20 protein-coding genes are annotated in these 24,406 nt (G+C 72.1%); 16 read left to right on the top strand and 4 right to left on the bottom strand.

The window, feature by feature from the left end:
- Positions 1-72 precede the first annotated feature (72 nt).
- From ACFTXQ_RS34380 to ACFTXQ_RS34365, 4 genes are all read right to left on the bottom strand, one after another.
- Entirely contained in the window at positions 73-2,490 is a 2,418-nt protein-coding gene (locus tag ACFTXQ_RS34380; RefSeq protein WP_382648919.1) for a transglutaminaseTgpA domain-containing protein, read from the bottom strand.
- Positions 2,487-3,848, bottom strand: coding sequence for a DUF58 domain-containing protein (locus ACFTXQ_RS34375; RefSeq protein ID WP_382648916.1), 1,362 nt, complete (start codon positions 3,846-3,848; stop codon positions 2,487-2,489). The genes ACFTXQ_RS34380 and ACFTXQ_RS34375 overlap by 4 nt, the downstream gene beginning before the upstream one ends.
- Positions 3,848-4,858 (bottom strand): AAA family ATPase, encoded by a 1,011-nt coding sequence (locus tag ACFTXQ_RS34370; RefSeq protein ID WP_382648914.1) that lies wholly within the window; start codon positions 4,856-4,858, stop codon positions 3,848-3,850. The genes ACFTXQ_RS34375 and ACFTXQ_RS34370 overlap by 1 nt, the downstream gene beginning before the upstream one ends.
- A gap of 130 nt (positions 4,859-4,988) precedes the next feature.
- Positions 4,989-5,543 (bottom strand): beta-class carbonic anhydrase, encoded by a 555-nt coding sequence (locus ACFTXQ_RS34365; protein ID WP_382648911.1) that lies wholly within the window; start codon positions 5,541-5,543, stop codon positions 4,989-4,991.
- Between the two features lie 319 nt (positions 5,544-5,862).
- On the opposite strand from ACFTXQ_RS34365, the gene rsmH reads away from it, so the two are divergent.
- The 16 genes from rsmH to ACFTXQ_RS34285 all read left to right on the top strand — a co-directional run bounded on the left by rsmH (position 5,863) and on the right by ACFTXQ_RS34285 (position 24,223).
- Positions 5,863-6,822 carry a 16S rRNA (cytosine(1402)-N(4))-methyltransferase RsmH gene (rsmH, locus tag ACFTXQ_RS34360; RefSeq protein ID WP_382648908.1) on the top strand — a complete coding sequence of 320 codons (960 nt, stop codon included), beginning with the start codon at positions 5,863-5,865 and terminating at the stop codon, positions 6,820-6,822.
- Positions 6,819-7,388, top strand: a complete 570-nt coding sequence (locus ACFTXQ_RS34355) for a hypothetical protein (protein WP_382648905.1) — start codon at positions 6,819-6,821, stop codon at positions 7,386-7,388. Before rsmH ends, ACFTXQ_RS34355 begins: the two co-directional genes overlap by 4 nt.
- Before the next feature lie 234 nt (positions 7,389-7,622).
- A complete protein-coding gene (locus ACFTXQ_RS34350; protein ID WP_382648902.1) occupies positions 7,623-9,617 on the top strand; it encodes a peptidoglycan D,D-transpeptidase FtsI family protein in 1,995 nt (664 codons plus the stop codon).
- 36 nt (positions 9,618-9,653) lie between these two features.
- A complete protein-coding gene (locus ACFTXQ_RS34345) occupies positions 9,654-11,369 on the top strand; it encodes a UDP-N-acetylmuramoyl-L-alanyl-D-glutamate--2,6-diaminopimelate ligase (protein WP_382648899.1) in 1,716 nt (571 codons plus the stop codon).
- Entirely contained in the window at positions 11,366-12,790 is a 1,425-nt protein-coding gene (gene murF / locus ACFTXQ_RS34340) for a UDP-N-acetylmuramoyl-tripeptide--D-alanyl-D-alanine ligase (protein ID WP_382648896.1), read from the top strand. Before ACFTXQ_RS34345 ends, murF begins: the two co-directional genes overlap by 4 nt.
- A complete protein-coding gene (gene mraY, locus ACFTXQ_RS34335; RefSeq protein ID WP_382648893.1) occupies positions 12,787-13,857 on the top strand; it encodes a phospho-N-acetylmuramoyl-pentapeptide-transferase in 1,071 nt (356 codons plus the stop codon). The genes murF and mraY overlap by 4 nt, the downstream gene beginning before the upstream one ends.
- Positions 13,839-15,494 (top strand): UDP-N-acetylmuramoyl-L-alanine--D-glutamate ligase, encoded by a 1,656-nt coding sequence (gene murD / locus ACFTXQ_RS34330; protein ID WP_382648890.1) that lies wholly within the window; start codon positions 13,839-13,841, stop codon positions 15,492-15,494. The genes mraY and murD overlap by 19 nt, the downstream gene beginning before the upstream one ends.
- A gap of 68 nt (positions 15,495-15,562) precedes the next feature.
- A complete protein-coding gene (gene ftsW, locus ACFTXQ_RS34325; protein WP_382648888.1) occupies positions 15,563-16,924 on the top strand; it encodes a putative lipid II flippase FtsW in 1,362 nt (453 codons plus the stop codon).
- Positions 16,925-16,930: 6 nt separating this feature from the next.
- Complete coding sequence (gene murG, locus ACFTXQ_RS34320; protein ID WP_382648885.1) at positions 16,931-18,025, top strand: undecaprenyldiphospho-muramoylpentapeptide beta-N-acetylglucosaminyltransferase; 1,095 nt, start codon at positions 16,931-16,933, stop codon at positions 18,023-18,025.
- Positions 18,026-18,041: 16 nt separating this feature from the next.
- The gene (locus ACFTXQ_RS34315) at positions 18,042-18,887 is read left to right on the top strand and encodes a cell division protein FtsQ/DivIB (protein ID WP_382648882.1); all 846 of its coding nucleotides are present in this window, start codon (positions 18,042-18,044) and stop codon (positions 18,885-18,887) included.
- Positions 18,888-19,173: 286 nt separating this feature from the next.
- Positions 19,174-20,379 carry a cell division protein FtsZ gene (gene ftsZ, locus ACFTXQ_RS34310; RefSeq protein ID WP_382648879.1) on the top strand — a complete coding sequence of 402 codons (1,206 nt, stop codon included), beginning with the start codon at positions 19,174-19,176 and terminating at the stop codon, positions 20,377-20,379.
- A complete protein-coding gene (gene pgeF / locus ACFTXQ_RS34305; RefSeq protein ID WP_382648877.1) occupies positions 20,376-21,110 on the top strand; it encodes a peptidoglycan editing factor PgeF in 735 nt (244 codons plus the stop codon). The genes ftsZ and pgeF overlap by 4 nt, the downstream gene beginning before the upstream one ends.
- Positions 21,111-21,830: a YggS family pyridoxal phosphate-dependent enzyme gene (locus tag ACFTXQ_RS34300; protein WP_382648875.1), complete on the top strand. Its 720-nt coding sequence runs from the start codon at positions 21,111-21,113 to the stop codon at positions 21,828-21,830.
- A gap of 149 nt (positions 21,831-21,979) precedes the next feature.
- Positions 21,980-22,597 (top strand): cell division protein SepF, encoded by a 618-nt coding sequence (locus ACFTXQ_RS34295; RefSeq protein ID WP_382648873.1) that lies wholly within the window; start codon positions 21,980-21,982, stop codon positions 22,595-22,597.
- Positions 22,598-22,656: 59 nt separating this feature from the next.
- Positions 22,657-22,953 carry a YggT family protein gene (locus ACFTXQ_RS34290; protein WP_361758163.1) on the top strand — a complete coding sequence of 99 codons (297 nt, stop codon included), beginning with the start codon at positions 22,657-22,659 and terminating at the stop codon, positions 22,951-22,953.
- A gap of 82 nt (positions 22,954-23,035) precedes the next feature.
- Positions 23,036-24,223, top strand: coding sequence for a DivIVA domain-containing protein (locus ACFTXQ_RS34285; protein WP_382648869.1), 1,188 nt, complete (start codon positions 23,036-23,038; stop codon positions 24,221-24,223).
- Positions 24,224-24,406: the final 183 nt, after the last annotated feature.

The following is a 24,406-nucleotide window of genomic DNA, read 5'->3' as shown; positions in this document are numbered from 1 at the left end:
GTCCGGGGCGGAGCCCCGGGGAACGGTGGAAGGGTGGGGTGGGGGACAGCCCCGCAGGGCCGCCCCCCGGGCTCAGCCGCGGCCCCGCAGGGGGAGGCGGAGGAGGAGCGCCGACCAGCGGGTGGACAGGGTGCCGGTCAGGGCCGACCAGCGGGAGGAGAGCGCCCAGGCGACGCGCGCCGCCGAGCGCGGGAGGAGGAGCGCCCGGAGGCGGGTGCTGCGGCTCGCCGAGGACAGGAGGCCCGCCCGGGTCCGCAGGACGTCGGCCGCCAGGGTCGGGTACGCCGCCGCCGACCCCGGCGGGGCGTACAGGGCGCGCTCGACGGCGCCCGCGACCCGGTGGACCGCCCCGGCGGACTCCGCGTCCAGCCGGCCCAGCTCCACGATCCGCCCCGCCGCCCGCCGCGGCGACAGCGCCCCGTCCGGCGGCACGCCCACGTCCCACGCGGCATCCCCCAGCTCACGCCAGGCCGCCGCCACCTCCCCGGTGCCCAGCCGCCGCGCCCGTACGCGGTTGCGCCACAGCAGAGGGAGCAGGGGGAGGGCCAGGACCGCCAGGATCCCCGCCGCCCAGCCGATCACCGCCGTCACCGACGGGCCGGAGTCGCCCTTCGGACCCTGCGCGGGCGCAGCCGCCCCGCACTCGCCGAGCTTCTTCAGCTCCGGCGGGCAGTCGTCCGCCTTCGACGGCGCGGCCGACGGCTCCGGCGCGGCCTGCGAGGGCAGCGCCGCCGGCGCCGACGGCTGGGCCGCCGGGGCCTGCGGCCGGGAGTAGTCCGGCACGTTGATGCCCGACCGGGGCGTCGGCTCGAACCGCGTCCACCCCACACCCTCGAAGTACAGCTCCGGCCACGCGTGCGCGTCCCGCATGGACACGTTCACGCTGCCGTCCGACTGCTTCTCGCCCGGCGTGAAGCCCACGGCCACCCGCGCCGGGATGCCCAGCGACCGGGACATCGCCGCCATCGAGAAGGCGAAGTGGATGCAGAAGCCCTCCTTGTCGGCGAGGAAGCGGGCGACCGCCTGCGGACCCGTACCGGAGGCCGTCCTCGTGTTGTAGCGGAACCCACCGCTCACCGCGAAGAAGTCCTGCAGCTTCACGGCCCGCGTGTAGTCGTCCTTCGCGCCCTGCGTCACCTGGCGGGCCGTGTCGGAGACCACCGGCGGCAGGTTGTCCGGCAGCTTCGTGTACTCCTCGCGGACCGCCTGGTCCGCCGCGGGAGCCTTCTGCAGCTGCTGGGCCGTCGGCCGCAGCAGCAGGCTGCGCACGGTGTACATCGCGCCCTGGACGTTCTGGTACTTCTCCTTGCCCAGCTGGTCGCCGACCAGCGTCCGGCCGGCCGGCTCGAACCGCCACTTCCCGCCGATGTCCACCTGCGTCGCCGGGTACGGCATCGGCAGGTAGCGCTGCGTGTAGCTGTCCGCCGCGGAGATGCTGGTGCGCACCTCGAGCGCGCCCGCCCGGATCTGCTCGGTGAGCCCGGGCGGATTCGGCAGCCGCTGCGGCACGTCGGTCAGGGGCCGCCCGGAGGCTTCCCACTTGACCCCGTTGAACTCGTCCAGCGCCAGGATCCGCAGGTACTGCTCGCCCTGCTGCGGGCTGTCCGTCCGGTACTTCAGCACCACCCGGTTGTCCTGCGCGTTCAGGTTGCTCTGCAGGGAGACCAGCGGGTTGACCGCCGAGATCGTCCCGCCGGCCCCGCTGCCGCCGCCCTCGGCCTCGCCCTGCCCGCCGAGCAGTCCGCCGCCGAGCGCGGGCAGCGCCGCCGGCACGGCCAGCGCCAGACCCAAGGCCACCGCGCCGATGCGCCGGCCGGTCCGCACCGGGGCCGTCGCCTGACCGCCCCTGCCGCCGCCCAGGCCGGAGGCGGCCGAGACCCGCTCGCGTGGGGCCCCGCCGAAGACCCGGCCCCACTGGGCCAGCCGGTCGCGGCCCTCGGCCAGCAGCATCATCAGGTAGCCGGCGCCCGCCAGCAGGAAGGAGAACCAGGAGGCCTCCCCGCCGCCGGACAGGCCCGCGGCCACCGAGTACAGCGCGAGCAGCGGCAGCCCGGCCGCGGCGGCCGTGCGTACGGTCACCGCCAGTACGTCCACCAGCAGCCCGATCAGCAGCACCCCGCAGACCAGCAGCAGCCGGATGCCGTCCGTCAGCGGCGCCGGGATCGCGAACTCGCCCACGTCCTGCACACCGCGCCGGAACAACGCCCCGAAGTCCGTCACCAGATAGGCCACGGGCCCGGAGCCGCCGGTCCCGGCCTTGCCGCCGAAGAGGAACGCGAGCAGCACCAGCGACACCAGCAGCTGGGCGGCCACCGTCAGCGACCGGGCCAGCGGCACGCGCCGGGCGGCGGCGCCCACCGTGCTCTGTACGGTCAGCAGCAGGGCCGCCTGGAGCAGCCAGCCCGCCGAGTCGACCAGCGGGACCAGCGACCACGAGGTGAGCAGGGTCGCCAGTGCCGCGAAAACCGTCAGTCTCGCCCGCCCGCTCATGCCCGCCCCCCGGAGGTTCCCGTGCTCAGGCGCGCGGTCCCGGCGTGGCGCCACAGTTCGCCGAAGGCCACCCCGGGCGGGGCGGCCAGCGCCGTCCAGCCCGCGTCGCGCAGCCTGCTCAGCCGCTGCTCCAGCGGGAGCACGGCGTGGTTCTGCGCGGGCTGGCCGGCCCAGGTCGCGGAGTCCAGTACGAAAGCCACCGCACCCCCGGCGCGCTGGCGCATCCTGGCCGCCATTTCCGTTTGTACGTCGTCGAGGTCTCCGAAGAAGGCGATGAGGAGCCCCTCGGAGCCGGCTCCGCCGAATCCGCCGCCGCGCACCGCGTCGTAGGCGCGGGAGAGTCCCGCGCCGTCCGAGTGCCCGACCACCGCGAGGGTGTCCATCATCAGCCCGGCGGCCTCCGCGGACTCGTGCCCGCCGGAGGAGAAGCCGCCGCCGCCCTCACCGGGCACCGAGTTGCCGGTGTCCGTGAGCAGCCGCACCGAGAAGCCCTGCTCCAGCAGGTGCACCAGGGCCGAGGCGGCCCCGGAGACGGCCCACTCGAAGGCGGAGTCGGGGCCCGCGCCCTCGAAGGCGATGCGCCGGGTGTCCAGCAGGACGGTGGCCCGGCTGCGCTGGGGCTGCTCCTCGCGGCGCACCATCAGCTCGCCGTAGCGGGCGGTGGAGCGCCAGTGCACCCGGCGCAGGTCGTCGCCGCGCCGGTAGGTCCGCGGGATCACGTCGTCGTCGCCGGCCAGGGCCAGCGAGCGGCGGCTCCCGTCGCCGTAGCCGGAGGACTCGCCCGCCAGGTGGAGGGGGGAGAGCGGCTCCGTGCGCGGGATGACGGTCAGGGTGTCGTAGGTGCTGAAGGAGCGGGTGAGCTCGACCAGCCCGAAGGGGTCGGTCAGCCGCAGCTGGAGCGGGCCGAGCGGATAGCGGCCGCGCAGGTCGGAGCGGACCCGGTAGGACACCTCGCGGCGCCCGCCGGGCTCGACCCGGTCCAGGACGAACCGCGGCCGGGGCCCGAGCACGTACGGCACCCGGTCCTGGAGCATCAGCAGGCCCGTGGGCAGCCGGGAGACGTTGTCCATGCGCAGCTGCACCCGGGCCTCGCCGCCCGCGGGCACCCGCCCCGGGGTCAGCCGGCGGCTCCCGGAGACCCGGTAGCGGGTGCGGTGCAGGGCGAGGACGCAGATCAGCGGCAGGGCGGCGAGCAGCAGGCCGACCCGGAGCAGTTCGCCCTGGCCCAGCACGTACGCGCACGCCGCGGCGGCGATCCCGGCGGCCAGGAAGGAGCGGCCGCGGGTGGTCAGACCGGACAGCGAAGCGCGGAGCCCGCCTTCCGGGCGGCCGGCGCCGCGCGGGGCACCGGCGCTCATCAGAAGCCCCGGATGCCGGCGCCGGGCGGCATCTCGCCGCGGGCGTGCGCTGCCGGGACGGGGGTGCGCTGGAGGATGTCGCCGACGACCTGCTCGGCGGTGCGCCGGTTCAGCTGGGCCTGGGCGGTGGGCAGCAGCCGGTGCGCGAGGACGGGGGTGGCCAGCGCCTGGACGTCGTCGGGCAGCACGTAGTCCCGGCCGGCGAGCGCGGCGGAGGCCTTCACGGCGCGCAGCAGGTGCAGGGTGGCGCGGGGCGAGGCGCCCAGGCGCAGGTCCGGGTGGTGGCGGGTGGCGGAGACCAGGTCGACGACGTAGCGACGGACGGGCTCGGCCACGTAGACCTCGCGGACGGCCTCGATGAGCTTGACGATCTCGTGGGCGTGTGCGACCGCGGTCAGGTCGTCGAGCGGGGAGAGCCCGCCGTGCACGTCGAGCATCTGGAGCTCGGCCTCGGGGCTCGGGTAGCCGACGGAGACGCGGGCCATGAAGCGGTCGCGCTGCGCCTCGGGCAGCGGGTAGGTGCCCTCCATCTCCACCGGGTTCTGGGTGGCGACGACCATGAAGGGGCTGGGCAGCGTGTACGTGGTGCCGTCGATGGTGACCTGGCGTTCCTCCATCGACTCCAGCAGCGCCGACTGGGTCTTCGGCGAGGCGCGGTTGATCTCGTCGCCGATGACGATCTGCGCGAAGATCGCGCCCGGCTTGAACTCGAACTCGCGGCGCTGCTGGTCGTAGATGCTGACACCGGTGATGTCGGAGGGCAGCAGGTCCGGGGTGAACTGGATGCGGCTCACCGAGCAGTCGATCGACTTGGCGAGGGTCTTGGCCAGCATGGTCTTGCCGACGCCGGGCACGTCCTCGATCAGCAGGTGCCCCTCGGCGAGCAGGACGGTCAGCGCGAGGCGGACGACCTCGGGCTTGCCCTCGATCACGCTCTCGACCGACTGGCGCACCCGCTCCGCCGTGCTCGTCAGATCCGCGAGGCTCGCTCGGTCGTCATACGTGGTCACCTGGTTCTCCTCGGCCCAATCCAGGGCCGACGCCCGCGGCGCATGAACCGGCCCACCCCAAACACGGACACCGCCCCGGGGGGTCCCGGGGGGTGTCTCCCCGCATTCTTGACGGCGTTACGGCCCTGTGTCACTCAGAGCTGGGATCGATCTCCCGCAGAAGACCGGTGTGCACGTCGAAGACGAAGCCTCGCACATCGTCCTTGTGCAGCAGGAAGGGGTTGGTGCGGACCCGCTGCATGGACTGGCGGACGTCCTGGTCCACGTCCCGGAAGGCCTCGACGGCCCAGGCCGGGCGCTGGCCGACCTCGTCCTCCAGCTCGTGCCGGAAGTCCTCGGTCAGGCTCTCCAGACCACAGCCGGTGTGGTGGATGAGTATCACCGAGCGGGTGCCGAGGGCGCGCTGGCTGATGGTGAGGGAGCGGATGGTGTCGTCGGTGACCACACCGCCCGCGTTGCGGATCGTGTGACAGTCGCCGAGTTCGAGGCCGAGGGCCTTGTGCAGGTCGAGGCGGGCGTCCATGCAGGCCACGACCGCCACGTGCAGGACGGGACGGGCGTCCATGCCGGGGTCGGTGAATTTCTCCGCGTAGGTGCGGTTCGCCTCGACCAGCCGGTCGGTGACGGAGCCGCCGGCCGATGCCTTGGGCGCGGACTCTGCAGGCAGGGATGCGGAAGTCGTCATGGTTAGACGGTAATGGTCACAGCGGGTGCAAGCACTGAGTGAGGGTGGACAAAGAAGGTCAACAAGCCTTGTTGTGAGCTAACCCACAGGGGTGAGGGGGAGGCGGCCAACAGGGTGATTCGCGGCAATTGCGGGTTCGGTTCCGGGGGTCCTGACGGCGACGCGCACGGCGCGCGAGGCGGTTCGTTGACCGCGGCGACCGTTGCACTAAAGTGGCGCGAACCGGCCGGAGCCCGGCCCTGACCGGCCGCCCGGCCCCGAAGACTCCGCGTGCGCGGCGCGTACGTACGCCTGTCGCGCCGTTATCTGAGAGGGCGCTTTGACTAGCGAGTCCCGACATGTCCCGGTGATGCTCCAGCGGTGCCTGGACCTGTTGGCCCCGGCGCTGGAGGGGCCCGGGGCCGTCGTCGTCGACTGCACCCTCGGCCTCGGCGGCCACAGCGAGGCCCTGCTGACCCGGTTCCCCGAGGTTCACCTGATCGGCCTCGACCGCGACAAGGAGGCCCTGCGGCTCTCCGGGGAGCGGCTCGCGCCCTTCGGCGACCGGGCCACCCTCGTCCACGCGATCTACGCCGACCTGGCCGAGGTCCTCGACGGCCTGCGCATCCCGTCCGTCCAGGGCATCCTCTTCGACCTGGGCGTCTCCTCCATGCAGCTCGACGAGGCCGACCGCGGGTTCGCGTACGCGCAGGACGCGCCGCTGGACATGCGCATGGACCAGACGACGGGCATCAGCGCCGCCGAGGTCCTCAACACCTACGCGCCGGGCGAGCTCGTACGGATCCTGCGCCAGTACGGCGAGGAGAAGCAGGCCAAGCGGATCGTGTCCGCGATCGTGCGGGAGCGGGAGAAGGAGCCCTTCACCAACAGCGCCCGGCTGGTCGAGCTGATCCGCGACGCGTTGCCGCAGGCCGCGAAGCGGACCGGCGGCAACCCCGCCAAGCGGACCTTCCAGGCGCTGCGGATCGAGGTCAACGGCGAGCTGTCGGGGCTGGAGAAGGCCATTCCGGCGGCGGTGGACCGGATCGCGGTCGGCGGGCGGATCGCGGTGCTCTCGTACCACTCGCTGGAGGACCGCCTCGTCAAGCAGGTCTTCGCGGCGGGCGCGGCCTCCACGGCTCCGCCGGGGCTGCCGGTGGTGCCGGAGAAGTACCAGCCGAAGCTGAAGCTGCTCACGCGCGGGGCGGAACTGCCCACCGAGGAGGAGATCGCCGAGAACCGGCGGGCCGCCCCGGCGAGGTTCCGCGGCGTCGAACGCATCCGGGAGGCGCGGCTGTGACGGCGGCGGGCGGCGGTGGCGGCGGCAGTGGCGCGGCCGGGCGGGCCGGCCGGTTCGCCACGCTGACGCGCGGGCGGGCGGCCCGGGTGGGCCGCGCGCTCGGCGGGCCCGCCGCCCGGCCGGGGAGGCCGGGGCGGCCGGGCGGGCAGGCCGCGCGGATGCCGTTCGTCCTGCTGGTCGTGGCGCTGCTCGCCGGGGGCCTGATCAGCCTGCTGCTGCTGAACTCGGCGCTGAACGAGGGCTCCTTCCAGCTGACCAGGCTGAAGAAGGAGACCACCGCGCTCACGGACGAGGAGCAGGCGCTCCAGCGGGACGTGGACGGCTACTCGGCGCCGGAGGCGCTGCAGCGGCGGGCGCAGGAGCTGGGCCTCGTCCCGGGCGGCAGCCCGGTCTTCATCGGCCCCGACGGCAAGATCACCGGCACTGCGTCCGAGGCCGAGCCACCGCCCCCGCCGTCCCCGTCGCCGTCGCCCGGCGCGCAGTCCCCCTCACCCGCGGCTACGCCGTCGCAGTCAGCGGCGGCAGCCGGCCCGACCCCGCAGCCCAACCAGCCTTCCGGAAGGTGACGTCGTGACGCGGATCCCTGCGGGGCCTTCCCCCACCCCGCCCTTCCACCGTTCCCCGGGCTCCGCCCGGACCCCCGTGCCTCAAACGCCGGCGAGGCCGGATTTGCCGCCGCGCGGCAAACCAGCCGCACCAGGCGGACGGCAGCGGCCAAATCCCGCCCCGCCGGCGTTTGAGGCGCGGGGTCTGGGGCGGAGCCCCAGGAGGCGGCCCGCAGGGCACCAGGCGGTGGGGCGGTGAGCCCGCAGGAGCCGCCGCGGCGGCGGGTGCCCGGGCCTGCCAGGGGGACGGCCCGGGCGGCCTCGCGGCCCGCGACGCGGCGGCCCGCCGCGCAGCGCACGCCGCACACCATCCGGCTCGGCAGCCCCCGCCCCCGCCTGCGCCTCGTCAGTGTCGGGCTGACGCTCGTCATGGTCGCCTTCGTCGTCCGCCTGCTCCAGGTACAGGCCGTCGACGCCTCCGCCTTCTCCGCCGAGGCCTCCAAGAACCGCTACACCAGCGTCAGGCTGGCCGCCGAGCGCGGGGAGATCACCGACCGCAAGGGCGTGGCCCTCGCCACCAGCGTCGACGCGTACGACATCACCGCCGACCCGAAGATGTTCACCCCGCAGGACAGCAAGGCCCCGGACGCCCCCGAGCAGGCCGCCGCCCTCCTGTCGCCCATCCTCGGCAAGGACGCCAAGGAGATCGCCCAGAAGCTGGGCACCAAGAACAGCCGCTACGTCGTCCTCGCCCACCGCCAGACCCCCCAGGTCTGGAACCAGATCAAGGACCTCAAGAAGGTCTTCGCGGACAAGGCCGAGGCCGACAAGAGGAACAACGGCCCCGGCGCGAACGTCCTGGCCGGCGTGTTCAAGGAGGACAGCAGCAAGCGCGTGTACCCGGGCGGCGACCTCGCCGCCGGGATACTGGGCTACGTCAACGCCGAGGGCAAGGGCGCCGGCGGCCTGGAGTCCTCCCTCGACAAGAAGCTGTCCGGCAAGGACGGCGAGGTCACCTACGCCCAGTCGGGCGGCCGCCGCGTGCCGACCGCCGGTTCCAGCGAGAAGCCCGCCGTGCCCGGCGAGGACATCGAGCTGACCATCGACCGCGACATCCAGTGGGCGGCGCAGAGCGCCATCACCGAACAGGTCCAGAAGTCCGAGGCCGACCGCGGCTACGTCATCGTCCAGGACACCCGCACCGGCGAGGTCCTGGCCATGGCCAACGCCCCCGGCTTCGACCCCAACGACCTGACCCGCGCCCGCTCCACCGCCATGGGCAACGCCGCGCTCCAGGACGTGTACGAGCCCGGCTCCACCGCCAAGGTGATGTCGATGGCCGCCGTACTGGAGGAGAAGAAGGCCACCCCGGAGACCCACGTCGAGGTCCCCAACCGGCTCCACCGCGGCGACCGGCTGTTCAAGGACGACATCGACCACCCGACCTGGTACCTGACCCTGAACGGGGTCCTCGCCAAGTCCTCCAACATCGGCACCATCCTGGCCACCGGCCAGCTCGGGCCCACCCAGCCCGAGGCCAACAAGGTCCTGTACTCGTACCTGGACAAGTTCGGCATCGGGCGGCCGACCGGGCTGAACTATCCGGGGGAGTCCCGCGGCATCCTCGCCAAGCCCCAGGACTGGTCCACCTCCCAGCAGTACACGATCCCTTTCGGCCAGGGCCTGTCCCTCAACGCCATGCAGGCGGCCTCCGTGTACTCCACCATCGCCAACGGCGGAGTGCGGATCACCCCGACCCTGGTGCGCGGCACCAAGGGGCCCGACGGGCGCTTCACCCCTGCCCCGGCGCCCGAGCAGACCCAGGTGATCAGCCCGGAGACCGCCAAGGCCCTCTCCGAGATGCTCGAATCGGTCGTGGACGACCAGGAGGGCACCGGCACCAAGGCGAAGATCCCCGGCTACCGGGTCGGCGGCAAGACCGGCACCTCCAACCGGGTGGATCCGGCCACCGGCCGCTACAAGGGCTACACCGCCTCCTTCGCCGGGTTCGCGCCCGCCGACAACCCGCGCATCACCGTCTACTGCGCGATCCAGAACCCCACGAAGGGCAGCTACTTCGGCGGCCAGATCTGCGGCCCGATCTACAAGAAGGTCATGGAGTTCGCCCTGAAGACCCTCCAGGTCGCCCCGACGGGCACGGCCCCGGCCGGCCTCCCGGTCACCTTCGAAGCCGCCCCGCAGCCGGCCCCGCAGCCCGCCCCGCAGCCCAGTCCGCAGCCCGGTCAGTGACCCACCGCCCGGCCAGAAAAGCGTGAGGCACCATCAGTGACAACGATCACCCCGAAACCCGGGAACCAGTCGGCCGCCGGCGCCCAGGGCGGGCCCTCACTTCGCGACCGGCCCGCCGCGCCCGGTACGCTCACCGCCGTGCCCCACGCTGATCAGCCCAGAACCACCCAGAAAGACGCCCCGGCAGCGCCGCCGGGAGCGCCCCGGCCCGTGTCCGCCCGCCCGACCCCTCTGGGCGAGCTGGCCGACCTGCTGGGTCTGCCCGAGTCCGGCGCCGTTCAGATCACCGGCATCACGCACGACTCCCGTGCCGTGCGCCCCGGCGACCTGTACGCCGCCCTGGCGGGAGCCAGGACGCACGGCGCCGACTTCGCCGCCCAGGCCGCGGGCCTCGGCGCCGCGGCCGTGCTGACCGACCCCGCGGGGGCGCAGCGCGCCGCCGCGACCGGCCTGCCCGTCCTCACCGTCGAGGACCCGCGCGGCCGGATGGGCGAGCTCGCCGCCGCGATCTACGGCCGCCCCGGCGAAGGCCTCCTCCAGATCGGCATCACCGGCACCTCCGGCAAGACCACCACGGCGTACCTCGTCGAGGGCGGCCTGCGCGCGGCGGGCCGCAGCACCGGACTCGTCGGCACCGTCGAGATGCGCATCGGCGACGAGCGCATCAAGTCCGAGCGGACCACCCCCGAGGCCACCGACCTCCAGGCCCTCTTCGCGGTCATGCGCGAGCGCGGGGTCGAGGCCGTCGCCATGGAGGTCTCCAGCCACGCCCTGGTGCTCGGCCGGGTCGACGGCTGCGTCTTCGACGTCGCCGTCTTCAACAACCTCAGCCCGGAGCACATGGAGTTCCACTCCGACATGGAGGACTACTTCCAGGCGAAGGCGGGGCTCTTCACCCCCCGCCGGGCCCGCCTGGGCGTGGTCAACCTCGACGACGAGTACGGGCGCCGCCTCGCCAAGGAGGCGACGGTCCCGGTCGTCACCTTCTCCGCCGCGGGCGACCCGGCCGCCGACTGGCGCGCCGAGGACGTGGTCTTCGGACCGGCGAGCTCCACCCTGACCCTGACCGGCCCCGAAGGACAGCGCGTACGGGCCACCGCCCCGCTGCCCGGCCCGTTCAACGTCGCCAACACCGTCGCCGCGATCGTCACGCTCGCCGCCGCCGGCCTCGACCCGCAGACCGCCGCCGACGGCGTCGCCGCGGTCCCCGGGGTCCCCGGCCGGCTGGAGCGGGTGGACGCGGGCCAGCCGTACCTGGCCGTCGTCGACTACGCGCACAAGACCGACGCCGTCGAGTCCGTGCTGCGCGCCCTGCGCGAGGTCACCACCGGCAGGCTGCACATCGTCCTCGGCTGCGGCGGCGACCGCGACACCACCAAGCGGGGCCCCATGGGCGCCGCCGCCGCCCGCTACGCCGACGTGGCCGTCCTGACCTCCGACAACCCGCGCTCCGAGGACCCCCTCGCGATCCTCGCCGCGATGTTCGAAGGCGCCGTGTCCGTACCGCCCGCCGAGCGCGGCACCGTCCTGGTCGACGCCGACCGGGCCGCGGCGATCGCCGCCGCCGTCGCGCGCGCCGAGCCCGGCGACACCGTGCTGGTGGCGGGCAAGGGCCACGAGCAGGGCCAGGACACCGCGGGTGTCGTACGGCCCTTCGACGACCGCGAAGTGCTCCGCGCGGCCATCGAGGCAGCGCTGAAGAACGACGTACCGAAGAACGACGCGCTCCAGCAGGCCGAGGTGGACCAGTGATCGCCCTTTCCCTCGCCGAGATCGCCGACATCACCGGCGGGCGGCCCCACGACATACCGGATCCGTCCGTGCGGATCAGCGGGCCCGTCGTCATCGACTCCCGCCAGGTGGAGGCCGGCAGCCTGTTCGCCGCCTTCGACGGCGAACACGTCGACGGCCACGACTACGCCGGGCGCGCGATCGAGGCCGGAGCCGCCGCCGTTCTCGCGGCCCGGCCGGTCGGCGTACCCGCCATCGTCGTCCCCGATGTCGAGAAGGCGCTCGGCGCCCTCGCCCGGGCCGTCGTCGAGCGGCTCGGCACCGACGTGGTGGCCCTGACCGGCTCGGCCGGCAAGACCTCCACCAAGGACCTGATCGCCCAGGTGCTCCAGGCCCACGCCCCCACCGTGTGGACTCCCGGCTCCCTCAACAACGAGATCGGTCTGCCGCTCACCGCCCTCAAGGCCACCGCGGAAACCCGCCACCTGGTGCTGGAGATGGGGGCCCGCGGGATCGGCCACATCGCCTACCTCACCGGCCTGACCCCGCCGCGCATCGGGCTCGTCCTCAACGTCGGCACCGCCCACATCGGCGAGTTCGGCGGCCGCGAGCAGATCGCCCAGGCCAAGGGGGAGCTGGTCGAGGCCCTGCCCTCCGAGGCCGAGGGCGGGATCGCCGTCCTCAACGCCGACGACCTGCTGGTGCGCGCCATGTCGGCCCGCACGAAGGCCCGTACGGTCCTGTTCGGCGAGGCCGAGGACGCCGACGTACGCGCCACCGAGGTCCGGATGACCCCCGGGGGACAGCCCGCCTTCACACTCCACACACCGACCGGGTGCAGTGATGTGACCTTGCGGCTGTACGGTGAGCACCACGTGTCGAACGCGCTCGCCGCGGCCGCCGTCGCCCATGTACTGGGCATGTCCGTCGAGGAGATCGCCACCGCGCTCTCCGGAGCGGGCACCCTGTCCCGGTGGCGGATGGAGGTCACCGAGAGGGCGGACGGCGTCACGATCGTCAACGACGCCTACAACGCGAACCCGGAGTCCATGCGGGCCGCCCTGCGCGCGCTTGCCGCGATGGGCGGCGCCGCCAGGGCGAACGGGGGACGCACGTGGGCGGTGCTCGGCCCCATGGCCGAACTCGGTGACGCATCGCTGGCCGAGCACGACGCGGTGGGGCGGCTTGCCGTCCGGCTCAACGTGAGCAGGCTCGTCGCAGTCGGGGGCAGGGAAGCGTCCTGGCTGCAACTGGGCGCATATAACGAGGGTTCGTGGGGTGAGGAGTCGGTGCTCGTGTCCGACGCGCAGGCGGCGGTCGACCTGTTGCGCAGTGAACTGCGCCCGGGTGACGTCGTGCTGGTGAAGGCTTCCAGGTCGATCGGACTGGAGCGGGTCGCGCTGGCGTTGCTGGAGCGCGAGGGCGAGGTCGCCGACCGATGAGGCAGATCCTGTTCGCCGGTGTCATCGGCATGTTCCTCACCATCATCGGCACCCCGCTGCTGATCAAGCTGCTGGCCCGCAAGGGCTACGGCCAGTTCATCCGCGACGACGGCCCGCGCGGCCACGCGGGGAAGAAGGGCACGCCCACCATGGGCGGCATCTCCTTCATCCTGGCCACGCTCATCGCGTACGCCCTGACGAAGGTCATCACCGGCAGCGAGCCGACCTTCTCGGGCCTGCTGGTGCTCTTCCTGATGGCCGGCATGGGCCTGGTCGGCTACCTCGACGACTACATCAAGATCGTCAAGCGGCGCTCGCTCGGCCTGCGGGCCAAGGCCAAGATGGCCGGCCAGCTGATCGTCGGCATCGCCTTCGCGGTGCTCGCCCTCCAGTTCAGGGATTCGCGCGGGCTCACCCCGGCCTCCACCAAGCTGTCGTTCGTCACGGACTTCGGCTGGTCCATCGGCCCGGTGCTCTTCGTGGTCTGGGCGCTGTTCATGATCCTGGCCATGTCCAACGGCGTGAACCTGACCGACGGTCTGGACGGCCTGGCCACCGGCGCCGCCGTGATGGTCTTCGGCGCCTACACCTTCATCGGCGTCTGGCAGTTCCAGGAGTCCTGCATCAACGCGCAGACCCTGACGAACCCGAACGCCTGCTTCGAGGTGCGCGACCCGCTCGACCTCGCCGTGGTCGCCTCCGCCCTGATGGGCGCCTGCTTCGGCTTCCTGTGGTGGAACACCTCGCCCGCCAAGATCTTCATGGGCGACACCGGCTCGCTCGCCCTCGGCGGCGCGCTCGCGGGCCTCGCCATCTGCTCCCGCACGGAGTTCCTGATGGCGCTCCTCGGCGGCCTCTTCGTCCTCATCACGATGTCGGTCGTCATCCAGGTCGGCTCCTTCAAGCTGACCGGTAAGCGCGTCTTCCGGATGGCCCCCCTCCAGCACCACTTCGAACTCAAGGGCTGGTCCGAAGTCCTCGTCGTGGTCCGGTTCTGGATCATCCAGGGCATGTGCGTGATCGTGGGTCTCGGTCTCTTCTACGCGGGATGGGCAGCAGACAAGTGAGCACCACCGACCTGGCCGGCGTACTCGGCCCAGACGCCCTGGGCCGGTTCGGCCTGCCGGGCCGGATCACGGTCGCCGGTCTCGGCGTGAGCGGCGTCAGTGCCGCCCGGGCGCTGGCCGCGCTCGGCGCGACGGTCACCGCCGTCGACAACGGCGACGGCGACGCGCACCGGGCGAAGGCCGCCGAACTCGCCGAGCTCGGCATCGAGGTACGCCTCGGTCACCTGCCCGACGGGACCCGCGCGGGGGAGACCCTGCCCGAGGGCACCGAGCTGGTCGTCACCTCACCGGGCTGGAAGCCCGACAGCCCGCTGTTCCTGGAGGCGGCCAAGGCCGGGGTGGACGTCGTGGGCGACGTCGAGATCGCCTGGCGCCTGCGCGAAGCGGGCGTGGCGCTGCGCGCCGCCCGCGCCGAGGCGAGCCCGAAGGGCGCCTCGGGCGGTGCACCCGGCACCGCCGGCACGGCCGGCACGGGTGATGCGGCGCAGGCCCTGGAGGGCACCGGCGGTGCGGCCGGGCCCACCGGCTCCGCCGAGGCACCCGTACGCGGCGCAGCCGAATGGCTGGCCATCACCGGTACGAACGGCAAGACCACCACCACGCAGATGCTGGCCTCGATCCTGAAGGCCGCGGGCCTGCGCACCGCCGCGGTCGGCAACATCGGCACGCCCATCATCGACGTGGTCCTCGGCGAGCAGCACTACGACGTACTCGCCGTCGAGCTCTCCAGCTACCAGCTGCACTGGGCGCCCTCGCTGCGCGCCCACTCCGCGGCCGTGCTCAACCTGGCCCCCGACCACCTCGACTGGCACGGCTCCATGGAGGCGTACGCCGCCGACAAGGGCCGGATCTACGAGGGCAACCGGGTGGCCTGCGTCTACAACGTCGCCGACCCGGCCACCGAGAAGCTGGTCGAGAACGCCGACGTCGAAGAGGGCTGCCGGGCGATCGGCTTCACCCTCGGCGCCCCCGGCCCCTCCATGCTCGGCGTCGTCGACGGCATCCTCGTCGACCGGGCCTTCGTCGAGAACCGGCAGAAGAACGCCCAGGAGCTCGCGCAGGTCGAGGACGTCAACCCGCCCGCCCCGCACAACATCGCCAACGCGCTCGCCGCGGCGGCCCTGGCCCGCGCCTTCGGCGTGGAGCCGCGCGCGGTCCGCGACGGACTGCGCGACTTCCGCCCGGACGCCCACCGCGTCGCGCACGTGGACGTGGTGGAGGGGGTCACGTACGTCGACGACTCCAAGGCCACCAACACGCACGCGGCCGAAGCCTCCCTGGCCGCCTTCGAGCCGGTCGTCTGGATCGCCGGCGGCCTCGCCAAGGGCGCCACCTTCGACGAGCTCGTACAGAAGTCCGCGAAGCGGCTGCGCGGCGTGGTGCTGATGGGCGCCGACCGGGCGCTGATCGCCGATGCGCTGGCGCGACACGCCCCCGAGGTCCCGGTCGTCGACCTCGACCGGACCGACACTGGGGCGATGCTCGCAGCGGTCCGGGAAGCGGCCCGGCTCGCCGAGCGCGGCGACACGGTCCTGCTGGCGCCTGCCTGCGCCTCGATGGACATGTTCGCGAACTACAACAAGCGTGGGGACGCGTTCGCCGACGCGGTGCGCGAACTGGCCGCCGACAGCGCCTAGGCAGGGCTCCTGGAACGGGTCTCTCCGGCCGGCTGCTCGCCTCGTACGAGTGGAGGGGAAGATCACAGATGCCGGCCAAGCAGATGCTGCCGGGGCGGCGGCCGTCCGCCGTGAAGGCGCAGGGTCGCAAACGCCCCGCCGTGAGTCTCAGGCGGCCCGCCGCGCGCGGGCCGCTGGCCCGGCTGCGGCGGACGCAGCGGCAGTTGCGCAGGGCCTGGGACCGCCCGCTCACGGCGTATTACCTGATTTTCGGCAGCTCGCTGCTCATCACCGTGCTCGGCCTGGTGATGGTCTACTCGGCCTCCATGATCAAGGCCCTCCAGCTCGGCCTGGGCGACGCCTACTTCTTCAAGAAGCAGTTCCTGGCGGCCCTGATCGGCACCCTGTTGATGCTGGTCGCCTCCCGGATGCCGGTCAAGCTGCACCGGGCCCTGTCGTATCCGGTGCTCGCCGGAACGCTGTTCCTGATGGTCCTGGTGCAGGTCCCCGGGATAGGGGTCTCGATCAACGGCAACCAGAATTGGATCTCCCTTGGCGGTCCGTTCATGTTGCAGCCCAGTGAGTTCGGCAAGCTGGCGCTGATCCTGTGGGGCGCCGACCTGTTGGCGCGCAAGGGCGACAAGGGGCTGCTCAGCCAGTGGAAGCACCTGCTGGTGCCGCTGGTCCCGGTGGCCTTCCTGCTGCTCGGCCTGATCATGCTGGGCGGGGACATGGGCACCGCGATGATCCTCGGTGCCGTCCTGTTCGGCCTGCTCTGGCTCGCGGGCGCCCCGACGCGGCTGTTCGTCGGCGTGCTGGCGTTCGCCGGTGTGATCGTCGCACTGCTGATCAAGACCAGTCCGCACCGGATGGACCGGCTGGAGTGCATCGGCGCGACCGATCCGGGCAGGAACGACCTGTGCTGGCAGGCGGTCCACGGGATCTACGCCCTCGCCTCGGGCGGATGGTTCGGTTCCGGTTTGGGTGCCAGTGTGGAAAAATGGGGGCAACTACCCGAAGCCCACACCGACTTCATCTTCGCCATCACCGGGGAGGAATTGGGTCTGGCGGGGACGCTGTCGGTGCTCGCCCTGTTCGCGGCTCTAGGCTATGCGGGTATCCGCGTGGCCGGACGCACGGAGGACTCCTTCGTACGGTTTGCCGCGGGAGGCGTGACCACCTGGATCACGGCCCAGGCCGTGATCAACATCGGTGCGGTGCTCGGCCTGCTGCCGATCGCCGGAGTCCCGCTCCCGCTCTTCTCGTACGGTGGGTCAGCCCTGCTGCCGACCATGTTCGCGGTCGGACTGCTCATCGCCTTCGCGCGGGAGGAGCCGGCAGCGCGCGCGGCCCTCGCGATGCGACAGCCGAAGACCGGCTGGAGGCGGACCGTGGTGAGATGGAAGTCGATGAGACGGCGCGTCAAGAAGCGTCCGTCCGGAGAGCGGTGAATTTCGGTGCATGTCGTACTCGCCGGTGGGGGGACCGCCGGCCACATCGAGCCGGCGCTCGCCCTCGCGGACGCCCTGCGCAGGCAGGACCCTTCAGTGGGCATCACCGCCCTCGGCACCGAGCGCGGGCTTGAGACCCGCCTCGTGCCGGAACGCGGATACGAACTGGGGCTGATCCCCGCGGTTCCGCTGCCCCGCAAGCCGACCCCGGAGCTGATCACCGTCCCCGGGCGGCTGCGCGGCACCATCAAGGCGGCCGAGGAGATCCTCACCCGCACCAAGGCCGACTGCGTCGTCGGCTTCGGCGGCTACGTGGCCCTGCCCGGCTACCTCGCGGCCAAACGGCTCGGGGTGCCGATCATCGTCCACGAGGCCAACGCCCGGCCGGGACTGGCCAATAAGATCGGCTCCCGCTACGCGCACGCCGTCGCGGTCTCCACCCCCGACAGCAAGCTGCGCGGCGCCCGCTACGTGGGCATCCCGCTGCGGCGCTCCATCTCCACCCTCGACCGGGCCGCCGTACGCCCGGAGGCGCGCGCCGCGTTCGGCCTGGACCCCAACCTGCCGACGCTGCTGGTCTCCGGCGGCTCGCAGGGTGCCCGCCGTCTCAACGAGACGATCCAGGCGATCGCTCCGACCCTCCAGCGCTCCGGGATCCAGATCCTGCACGCCGTCGGGCCGAAGAACGAACTGCCGCGTGTCGACAACATGCCCGGGATGCCGCCGTATGTGCCGGTACCGTACGTGGACCGGATGGACCTCGCGTACGCCGCCGCCGACATGATGCTGTGCCGCGCGGGCGCGATGACCGTCGCCGAACTGTCCGCCGTCGGGCTCCCCGCCGCCTACGTCCCGCTGCCCATCGGCAACGGCGAACAGCGACTCAACGCCCAGCCGGTGGTCAAGGCCGGCGGCGGCCTGCTCGTCGACGACGCGGAACTGACGCCCGAGTGGGTGCTGGGCCAGGTCCTCCCGGTGCTGTCCGACCCGCACCGTCTGTACGAGATGTCCCGTGCGGCCGGTGAGTTCGGCCGCCGCGACGCCGACGAGCTGCTGGTCGGCATGGTGTACGAGGCGATCGCAGCCCACAGGAACCGCTAGCGCAGGAGGCACAGGAGTGGCCGGAGCGACGACCGCACAGCGCGGGAGCCGGGGTTCCGACCGGCCCGCCCGCAAGGGCTCCGGCCCGCCCGAGCCGCCCAAGCCCCCGAAGCCGTCCAAGCGGTGGCGCGGATCCGGCCCGCAGGGCCCCGGCGGAAAGCCGCGCCGGGGCCCCGTGCTGGCCTCCCTGGCCGCCGCGGTGCTCCTCGCCGGGGGCGGCTTCTGGGCGCTCTACGGCTCCTCCTGGCTCCGCGTCGAGAAGGTCGCCGCGACCGGCACCGAGGTGCTCACCCCCGAGCAGGTGCTGGCCGCGGCGGCCGTTCCCGTAGGCGAACCCCTCGTGAGCGTCGACACCGACGAGATCGAGGAGCGCGTCCGCGGCCGGCTGCCGCGCATCGATTCGGTCGATGTGGTGCGGGCCTGGCCGCACGGAATCGGGCTGAAAGTGACGGAACGCAAACCGGTCCTGCTCATCAAAAAGGACGCCAACTTCGTCGAAGTGGACGCATCGGGTGTGCGATTCGACACTGTCGCGAAAGCACCCGCAGGCGTTCCGGTCCTCGAATTGAACGCGGGACAGTCCCCGAGCGCCCGCCGCTTCGACGAGGAACGGCTGCTGCACGAGGCCGTTCTGGTCGCCGGATCGCTCCCGGAACCCGTGGCCAAGGAGACCGTGCAGGTCAAGGTGGGTTCGTACGATTCGGTCGTCCTGGAGCTCACCCGGGGCCGCAGTGTGGTGTGGGGGAGCGGCGAACAGAGCGGCGCGAAGGGGCGCGCGCTGACCGCTCTGCTGAAAGCCGCACCCAAGGCCGGACACTTCGACGTGAGCGTCCCCACCGCCCCCGCGGTGTCCGGGAGTTGACGTCGGGTCGAACAGCGGCGCACCCTGGTTGGCCAGCGATACGGGTGATCACATAGGGTGAAAAGAAAAACGGGAGGTTCGGCGTGTTCGTTGAACACGCGCTACTTGTCGACTTAGTGTCCTGTTCGGAAGTCCATGGGATCCAGCAACAGGACACACCCCTAACCCTAAACTTCAGGGTGAGGGTTCGGGTCGGCGCGTTCGGACCGTCCCCATTTCGGCATCAGTCGTCGCAACGCAGGTCCGCGAGGCGGCGACACGTAACTCGAGGCGAGAGGCCTTCGACGTGGCAGCACCGCAGAACTACCTCGCAGTCATCAAGGTCATCGGTGTCGGCGGCGGTGGTGTCAATGCCATCAACCGAATGATCGAGGTCGGTCTCAAGGGCGTCGAGTTCATCGCCATCAACACCGACGCCCAGGCGCTGTTGATGAGCGACGCCGACGTCAAGCTCGACGTCGGCCGTGAACTCACCCGGGGCCTCGGCGCCGGTGCCAATCCGGCCGTCGGTCGCAAGGCGGCAGAGGACCACCGCGAGGAGATCGAGGAGGTCCTCAAGGGGGCCGACATGGTCTTCGTCACCGCCGGTGAGGGCGGCGGCACCGGCACCGGCGGCGCACCCGTCGTCGCCAACATCGCGCGCTCGCTGGGTGCCCTGACGATCGGCGTGGTCACCCGCCCGTTCACCTTCGAGGGCCGGCGCCGCGCGAACCAGGCGGAGGACGGCATCGCCGAGCTCCGCGAAGAGGTCGACACCCTCATCGTCATCCCCAACGACCGGCTGCTGTCCATCTCGGACCGCCAGGTCAGCGTGCTCGACGCCTTCAAGTCGGCCGACCAGGTCCTGCTCTCCGGCGTCCAGGGCATCACCGACCTCATCACCACCCCGGGTCTGATCAACCTCGACTTCGCCGACGTCAAGTCCGTGATGTCCGAGGCCGGCTCGGCCCTCATGGGCATCGGCTCGGCCCGCGGCGACGACCGCGCGGTGGCCGCCGCCGAGATGGCGATCTCCTCGCCGCTGCTGGAGGCGTCCATCGACGGCGCCCGCGGCGTGCTGCTCTCCATCTCCGGCGGCTCGGACCTCGGTCTCTTCGAGATCAACGAGGCCGCGCAGCTGGTGAGCGAGGCCGCGCACCCCGAGGCGAACATCATCTTCGGTGCCGTCATCGACGACGCGCTCGGCGACGAGGTGCGGGTCACCGTCATCGCGGCCGGGTTCGACGGCGGACAGCCCCCGGCCCGCCGGGACAACGTCATCGGCGCCGCGTCCAACAAGCGCGAGGAGCCGGCCCCCGCGCCGGTCCGCGCCCCCGAGCCGGTCCGCCCGGCCTTCGGCGGACTCGGCACGGTCACCCCGCGCGAGGAGCCCCCGGCTCCCGTCGAGGCGGCCCCGGTCGAGGCCCAGGCCCCCGCGCCGCAGGTCCCGACGGCCCGGCCGTACCAGGACAGCCCGGCCGAGGAACTGGACGTACCGGACTTCTTGAAGTGACACCGGAGCAGCACAACGTGGGCGGCGCCCACTTCGCCTTCACCGACCGGTGGGGCGGAGTGAGCGCCGTTCCGTACGAAGAGCTCAACCTCGGCGGCGCGGTCGGAGACGACCCGGCCGCCGTTCGCGCGAACCGGGAGCTCGCGGCGAAGTCCCTGGGACTCGACCCCGGTCTGGTGGTCTGGATGAACCAGGTGCACGGCCGCGACGTGGCGGTGGTGGACGGACCTTGGGGAGATCCCGGGGAGATCCCCGCCGTGGACGCGGTGGTGACCGCCCGGCGCGGGCTCGCCCTCGCCGTGCTCACCGCCGACTGCACGCCGGTCCTGCTCGCCGACCCCGTCGCCGGGGTCGCGGGCGCCGCCCACGCCGGGCGGCCGGGGCTGGTGGCGGGGGTGGTCCCCGCGGCCGTCGAGGCGATGACCGCTCTCGGGGCCGAGCCCGGGCGGATCGTCGCCCGGACCGGACCCGCCGTCTGCGGGCGCTGCTACGAGGTGCCGGCCGAGATGCGGGACGCGGTGGCCGAGGCGGTTCCGGCCGCACGGGCCGAGACGAGCTGGGGGACCCCGGCCGTCGACGTGGTCGCCGGAGTGCACGCCCAGCTCGCGGAGGCGGGGGTGGTGGACGTCCGCCGATCCCCGGTCTGCACACTGGAGTCGCGGGACCACTTCTCGTACCGCCGCGACCGGGTGACCGGGCGGCTTGCCGGATATGTCTGGTTGGAACAGTAAATGACGGACCGTAAGTCGGAACTCGCGGAGAACCTCGCGCGGGTGGAGGAACGTATCTCGTCCGCCTGCGCGACCGCGGGACGCAAGCGGGAAGAGGTGACGCTCATCGTGGTCACCAAGACCTATCCCGCGAGCGACGTACGACTGCTGGCGGAGCTGGGTGTCCGTCATGTAGCGGAGAATCGCGACCAGGATGCCGCGCCCAAGGCGGCGGCCTGCGCGGATCTGCCGCTCAGCTGGCACTTCGTCGGCCAGTTGCAGACGAACAAAGTCCGTTCCGTGGCGGGATACGCGCATGTGGTGCAGTCCGTCGACCGCTCCCGGCTCGTGACCGCACTCTCGACCGCCGCCTCGAACGCCGGCCGGGAACTCGGCTGCCTCGTGCAGATCGCCCTCGACGCCGAGTCGGGCGAGCGGGGGGCCCGGGGCGGCGCCGCACCCGAGCAGCTCGCGGAGTTGGCGGACCTCGTCGCAGGGGCTCCGGGACTGCGGATCGACGGGCTGATGACCGTCGCTCCGCTGTCCGGTCCCTACGCGGGACGCGAACAGGCGGCCTTCGAGCGGCTGATGGAATTGTCATCCCGCCTGCGCGCGGACCATCCGGCTGCCACGATGGTGTCGGCCGGGATGAGCTCGGACCTGGAACAGGCCGTTGCGGCCGGTGCGACACATGTACGCGTCGGCACTGCGGTACTCGGCGCGAGACCCCGGCTCGGGTAACGTCGCGAAGAAAGTCGGACCACAGCAGAAAATATGGTCATTCCCGCTGATGGGCGGGCAGGCCACGTGGATCGCGGGCAGTTGGTGACATTCGTGACACGGCGGCACCTGCGACAGGGCGATCCACCACAGAGCGGAGGACTCAGAGAATGGCCGGCGCGATGCGCAAGATGGCGGTCTACCTCGGCCTCGTGGAGGACGACCGGTACGACAACCCGGGGTACGACCCCGACGACGAGTTCGAGCCCGAGCCGGAACCGGAGCGGGCCCGGGACCGGGATCGCCGACAGCAGCCCGTGCACCAACCGCCCGTAGCGGACGAACCGGTACGAGCCGTACAGCCCCCGGCGCAGCGCGAACCTATCCCAATTCCGGTGGAAAACGGACGTCCTGCGCGAATTGCCCCCGTGGCATCCATCACACCTGATCGCACGAACCTGGAGAAGAACGCCCCCGTGATCATGCCCAAGGTGGTCTCCGAGCGGGAGCCGTACCGCATCACGACGCTGCACCCGCGGACCTACAACGAGGCCCGTACCATCGGGGAACACTTCCGTGAGGGCACTCCGGTGATCATGAATCTCACGGAGATGGACGACACGGACGCGAAGCGTCTCGTGGACTTCGCCGCCGGTCTCGTCTTCGGTCTGCACGGCAGTATTGAACGAGTGACACAGAAGGTGTTCCTGCTGTCGCCTGCTAACGTCGATGTCACGGCGGAGGACAAGGCCCGCATCGCGGAGGGCGGGTTCTTCAACCAAAGCTAGACCGATCCGTCAGACACGGGGCCGGGAACAGAGCGAGAACGGGGAGAGGGAAGCGCGGGATGGGTGTCGCACTGCAGGTCGTCTACATCGCGCTGATGTGCTTCCTCATCGTGCTGATCTTCCGACTGGTCATGGACTACGTGTTCCAGTTCGCACGTTCATGGACGCCCGGCAAGGCGATGGTGGTCGTTCTGGAGGCCACCTACACTGTCACCGACCCACCGCTCAAGCTTCTCCGGCGATTCATTCCGCCGTTGCGTCTCGGGGGCGTGGCACTCGACCTGTCCTTCTTCGTTCTGATGATCATCGTTTACATCCTCATCAGTCTCGTCAGCGGTGCTGCGAGAAGCGTATGAACGATGAACTTCTCCGCGCTCGCGGGGACGATCCCGATACGGTCTTGCCGACTGCCGACGACTACGTAGAGGTGAAGAAGACATGCCGCTGACTCCCGAGGACGTGCGGAACAAGCAGTTCACGACCGTCCGCCTGCGAGAAGGCTATGACGAGGACGAGGTCGATGCCTTCCTCGACGAGGTCGAGTCCGAGCTGACGCGCCTGCTGCGCGAGAACGAGGACCTGCGCGCCAAGCTGGCTGCCGCCACGCGTGCCGCCGCGCAGAACCAGCAGCAGCAGGGCATGCGCAAGCCGGAGCCCCAGGACCAGCGCGGCCCGGGCGCCCCCGTGCCGGCGGCCATATCCGGCCCGCCGCAGCAGCAGCAGCCGCAGATGGGCCCGCCCCAGCTGCCCGGCGGCGCGCCGCAGCTCCCGGCCGGTCCCGGCGGACACGGACCGCAGGGTCCGGGCCCGATGGGCGGCCCCATGCAGCAGCACCCCATGGGCGGACCGCAGGGCATGGGCCAGCAGCAGTCGATGGGCGGCCAGAACCCGCTCGGCCAGCAGATGCAGCCCATGGGCCAGCAGATGCAGCCGATGGGGCAGCAGATGCAGCCCATGGGTCAGCCGATGCAGCAGATGCAGCAGCCGCAGCAGCTTCCGCAGCAGGGCCCCGGTGGCGACAGCGCCGCCCGCGTCCTGTCGCTGGCGCAGCAGACCGCCGACCAGGCGATCGCGGAGGCCCGCTCCGAGGCCAACAAGATCGTCGGCGAGGCGCGCTCGCGCGCCGAGGGCCTGGAGCGGGACGCCCGCGCCAAGGCCGACGCGCTGGAGCGGGACGCGCAGGAGAAGCACCGCGTCGCGATGGGCTCCCTGGAGTCCGCCCGCGCCACGCTGGAGCGCAAGGTCGAGGACCTGCGGGGCTTCGAGCGTGAGTACCGTACGCGTCTGAAGTCCTACCTGGAGTCGCAGCTGCGCCAGCTGGAGACCCAGGCCGACGACTCCCTGGCCCCGCCGCGCAACCCGGCCGGTCCGGCGCTCCCGCCGTCGCCGTCCCCCTCGATGGCTCCGGCCGGTGCGATGGGGCACTCCATGGGCGGGCCCTCGATGGGCGGCCCGTCGCCCATGGGCGGTCCCTCCCCGATGAGCGGTGGCCCCTCGTACGGCGGCCAGCAGCAGATGTCTCCCGCGATGACCCAGCCGATGGCTCCGGTGCGGCCGGCTGCGCCGCAGCCGATGCAGGCGCCGTCGCCGATGCGGGGCTTCCTGATCGACGAGGACGACAACTAAGCGCCGCGCCGTCCGTCGGCAGTCGCTTTCACGGGCCGGGCCCGGTTCCCCTCCAGGGGCACCGGGGCCACCTCCCACACCGTAGCGATCCTCCACGTCCTGCCCCACCATCACTGGTCCTTGGCCGGCATCCCTACCCAGCCCATACAGCTCCGCGCTCCCCACCCGTGCTGCCCCAACAAG

Origin of the sequence: Streptomyces sp. NPDC057010, from assembly GCF_042673805.1 — a bacterium.
Taxonomy (GTDB): domain Bacteria; phylum Actinomycetota; class Actinomycetes; order Streptomycetales; family Streptomycetaceae; genus Streptomyces.
The sequence above is the reverse complement of the archived record's forward strand: the minus strand, read 5'-3'. Positions and strand labels throughout refer to the sequence as shown.

What these genes read in the sequence shown, in the direction of transcription:
- mraY (WP_382648893.1), top strand. Translation starts at nt 12,787, where the DNA reads ATGAGGCAGATCCTGTTCGCCGGTGTCATCGGCATGTTCCTCACCATC.
- ACFTXQ_RS34375 (WP_382648916.1), bottom strand. Translation starts at nt 3,848, where the DNA reads ATGAGCGCCGGTGCCCCGCGCGGCGCCGGCCGCCCGGAAGGCGGGCTC.
- murD (WP_382648890.1), top strand. Translation starts at nt 13,839, where the DNA reads ATGGGCAGCAGACAAGTGAGCACCACCGACCTGGCCGGCGTACTCGGC.
- ACFTXQ_RS34300 (WP_382648875.1), top strand. Translation starts at nt 21,111, where the DNA reads ATGACGGACCGTAAGTCGGAACTCGCGGAGAACCTCGCGCGGGTGGAG.
- ACFTXQ_RS34290 (WP_361758163.1), top strand. Translation starts at nt 22,657, where the DNA reads ATGGGTGTCGCACTGCAGGTCGTCTACATCGCGCTGATGTGCTTCCTC.
- ACFTXQ_RS34365 (WP_382648911.1), bottom strand. Translation starts at nt 5,543, where the DNA reads ATGACGACTTCCGCATCCCTGCCTGCAGAGTCCGCGCCCAAGGCATCG.
- ftsW (WP_382648888.1), top strand. Translation starts at nt 15,563, where the DNA reads ATGCCGGCCAAGCAGATGCTGCCGGGGCGGCGGCCGTCCGCCGTGAAG.
- ACFTXQ_RS34380 (WP_382648919.1), bottom strand. Translation starts at nt 2,490, where the DNA reads ATGAGCGGGCGGGCGAGACTGACGGTTTTCGCGGCACTGGCGACCCTG.
- ACFTXQ_RS34295 (WP_382648873.1), top strand. Translation starts at nt 21,980, where the DNA reads ATGGCCGGCGCGATGCGCAAGATGGCGGTCTACCTCGGCCTCGTGGAG.
- ACFTXQ_RS34285 (WP_382648869.1), top strand. Translation starts at nt 23,036, where the DNA reads ATGCCGCTGACTCCCGAGGACGTGCGGAACAAGCAGTTCACGACCGTC.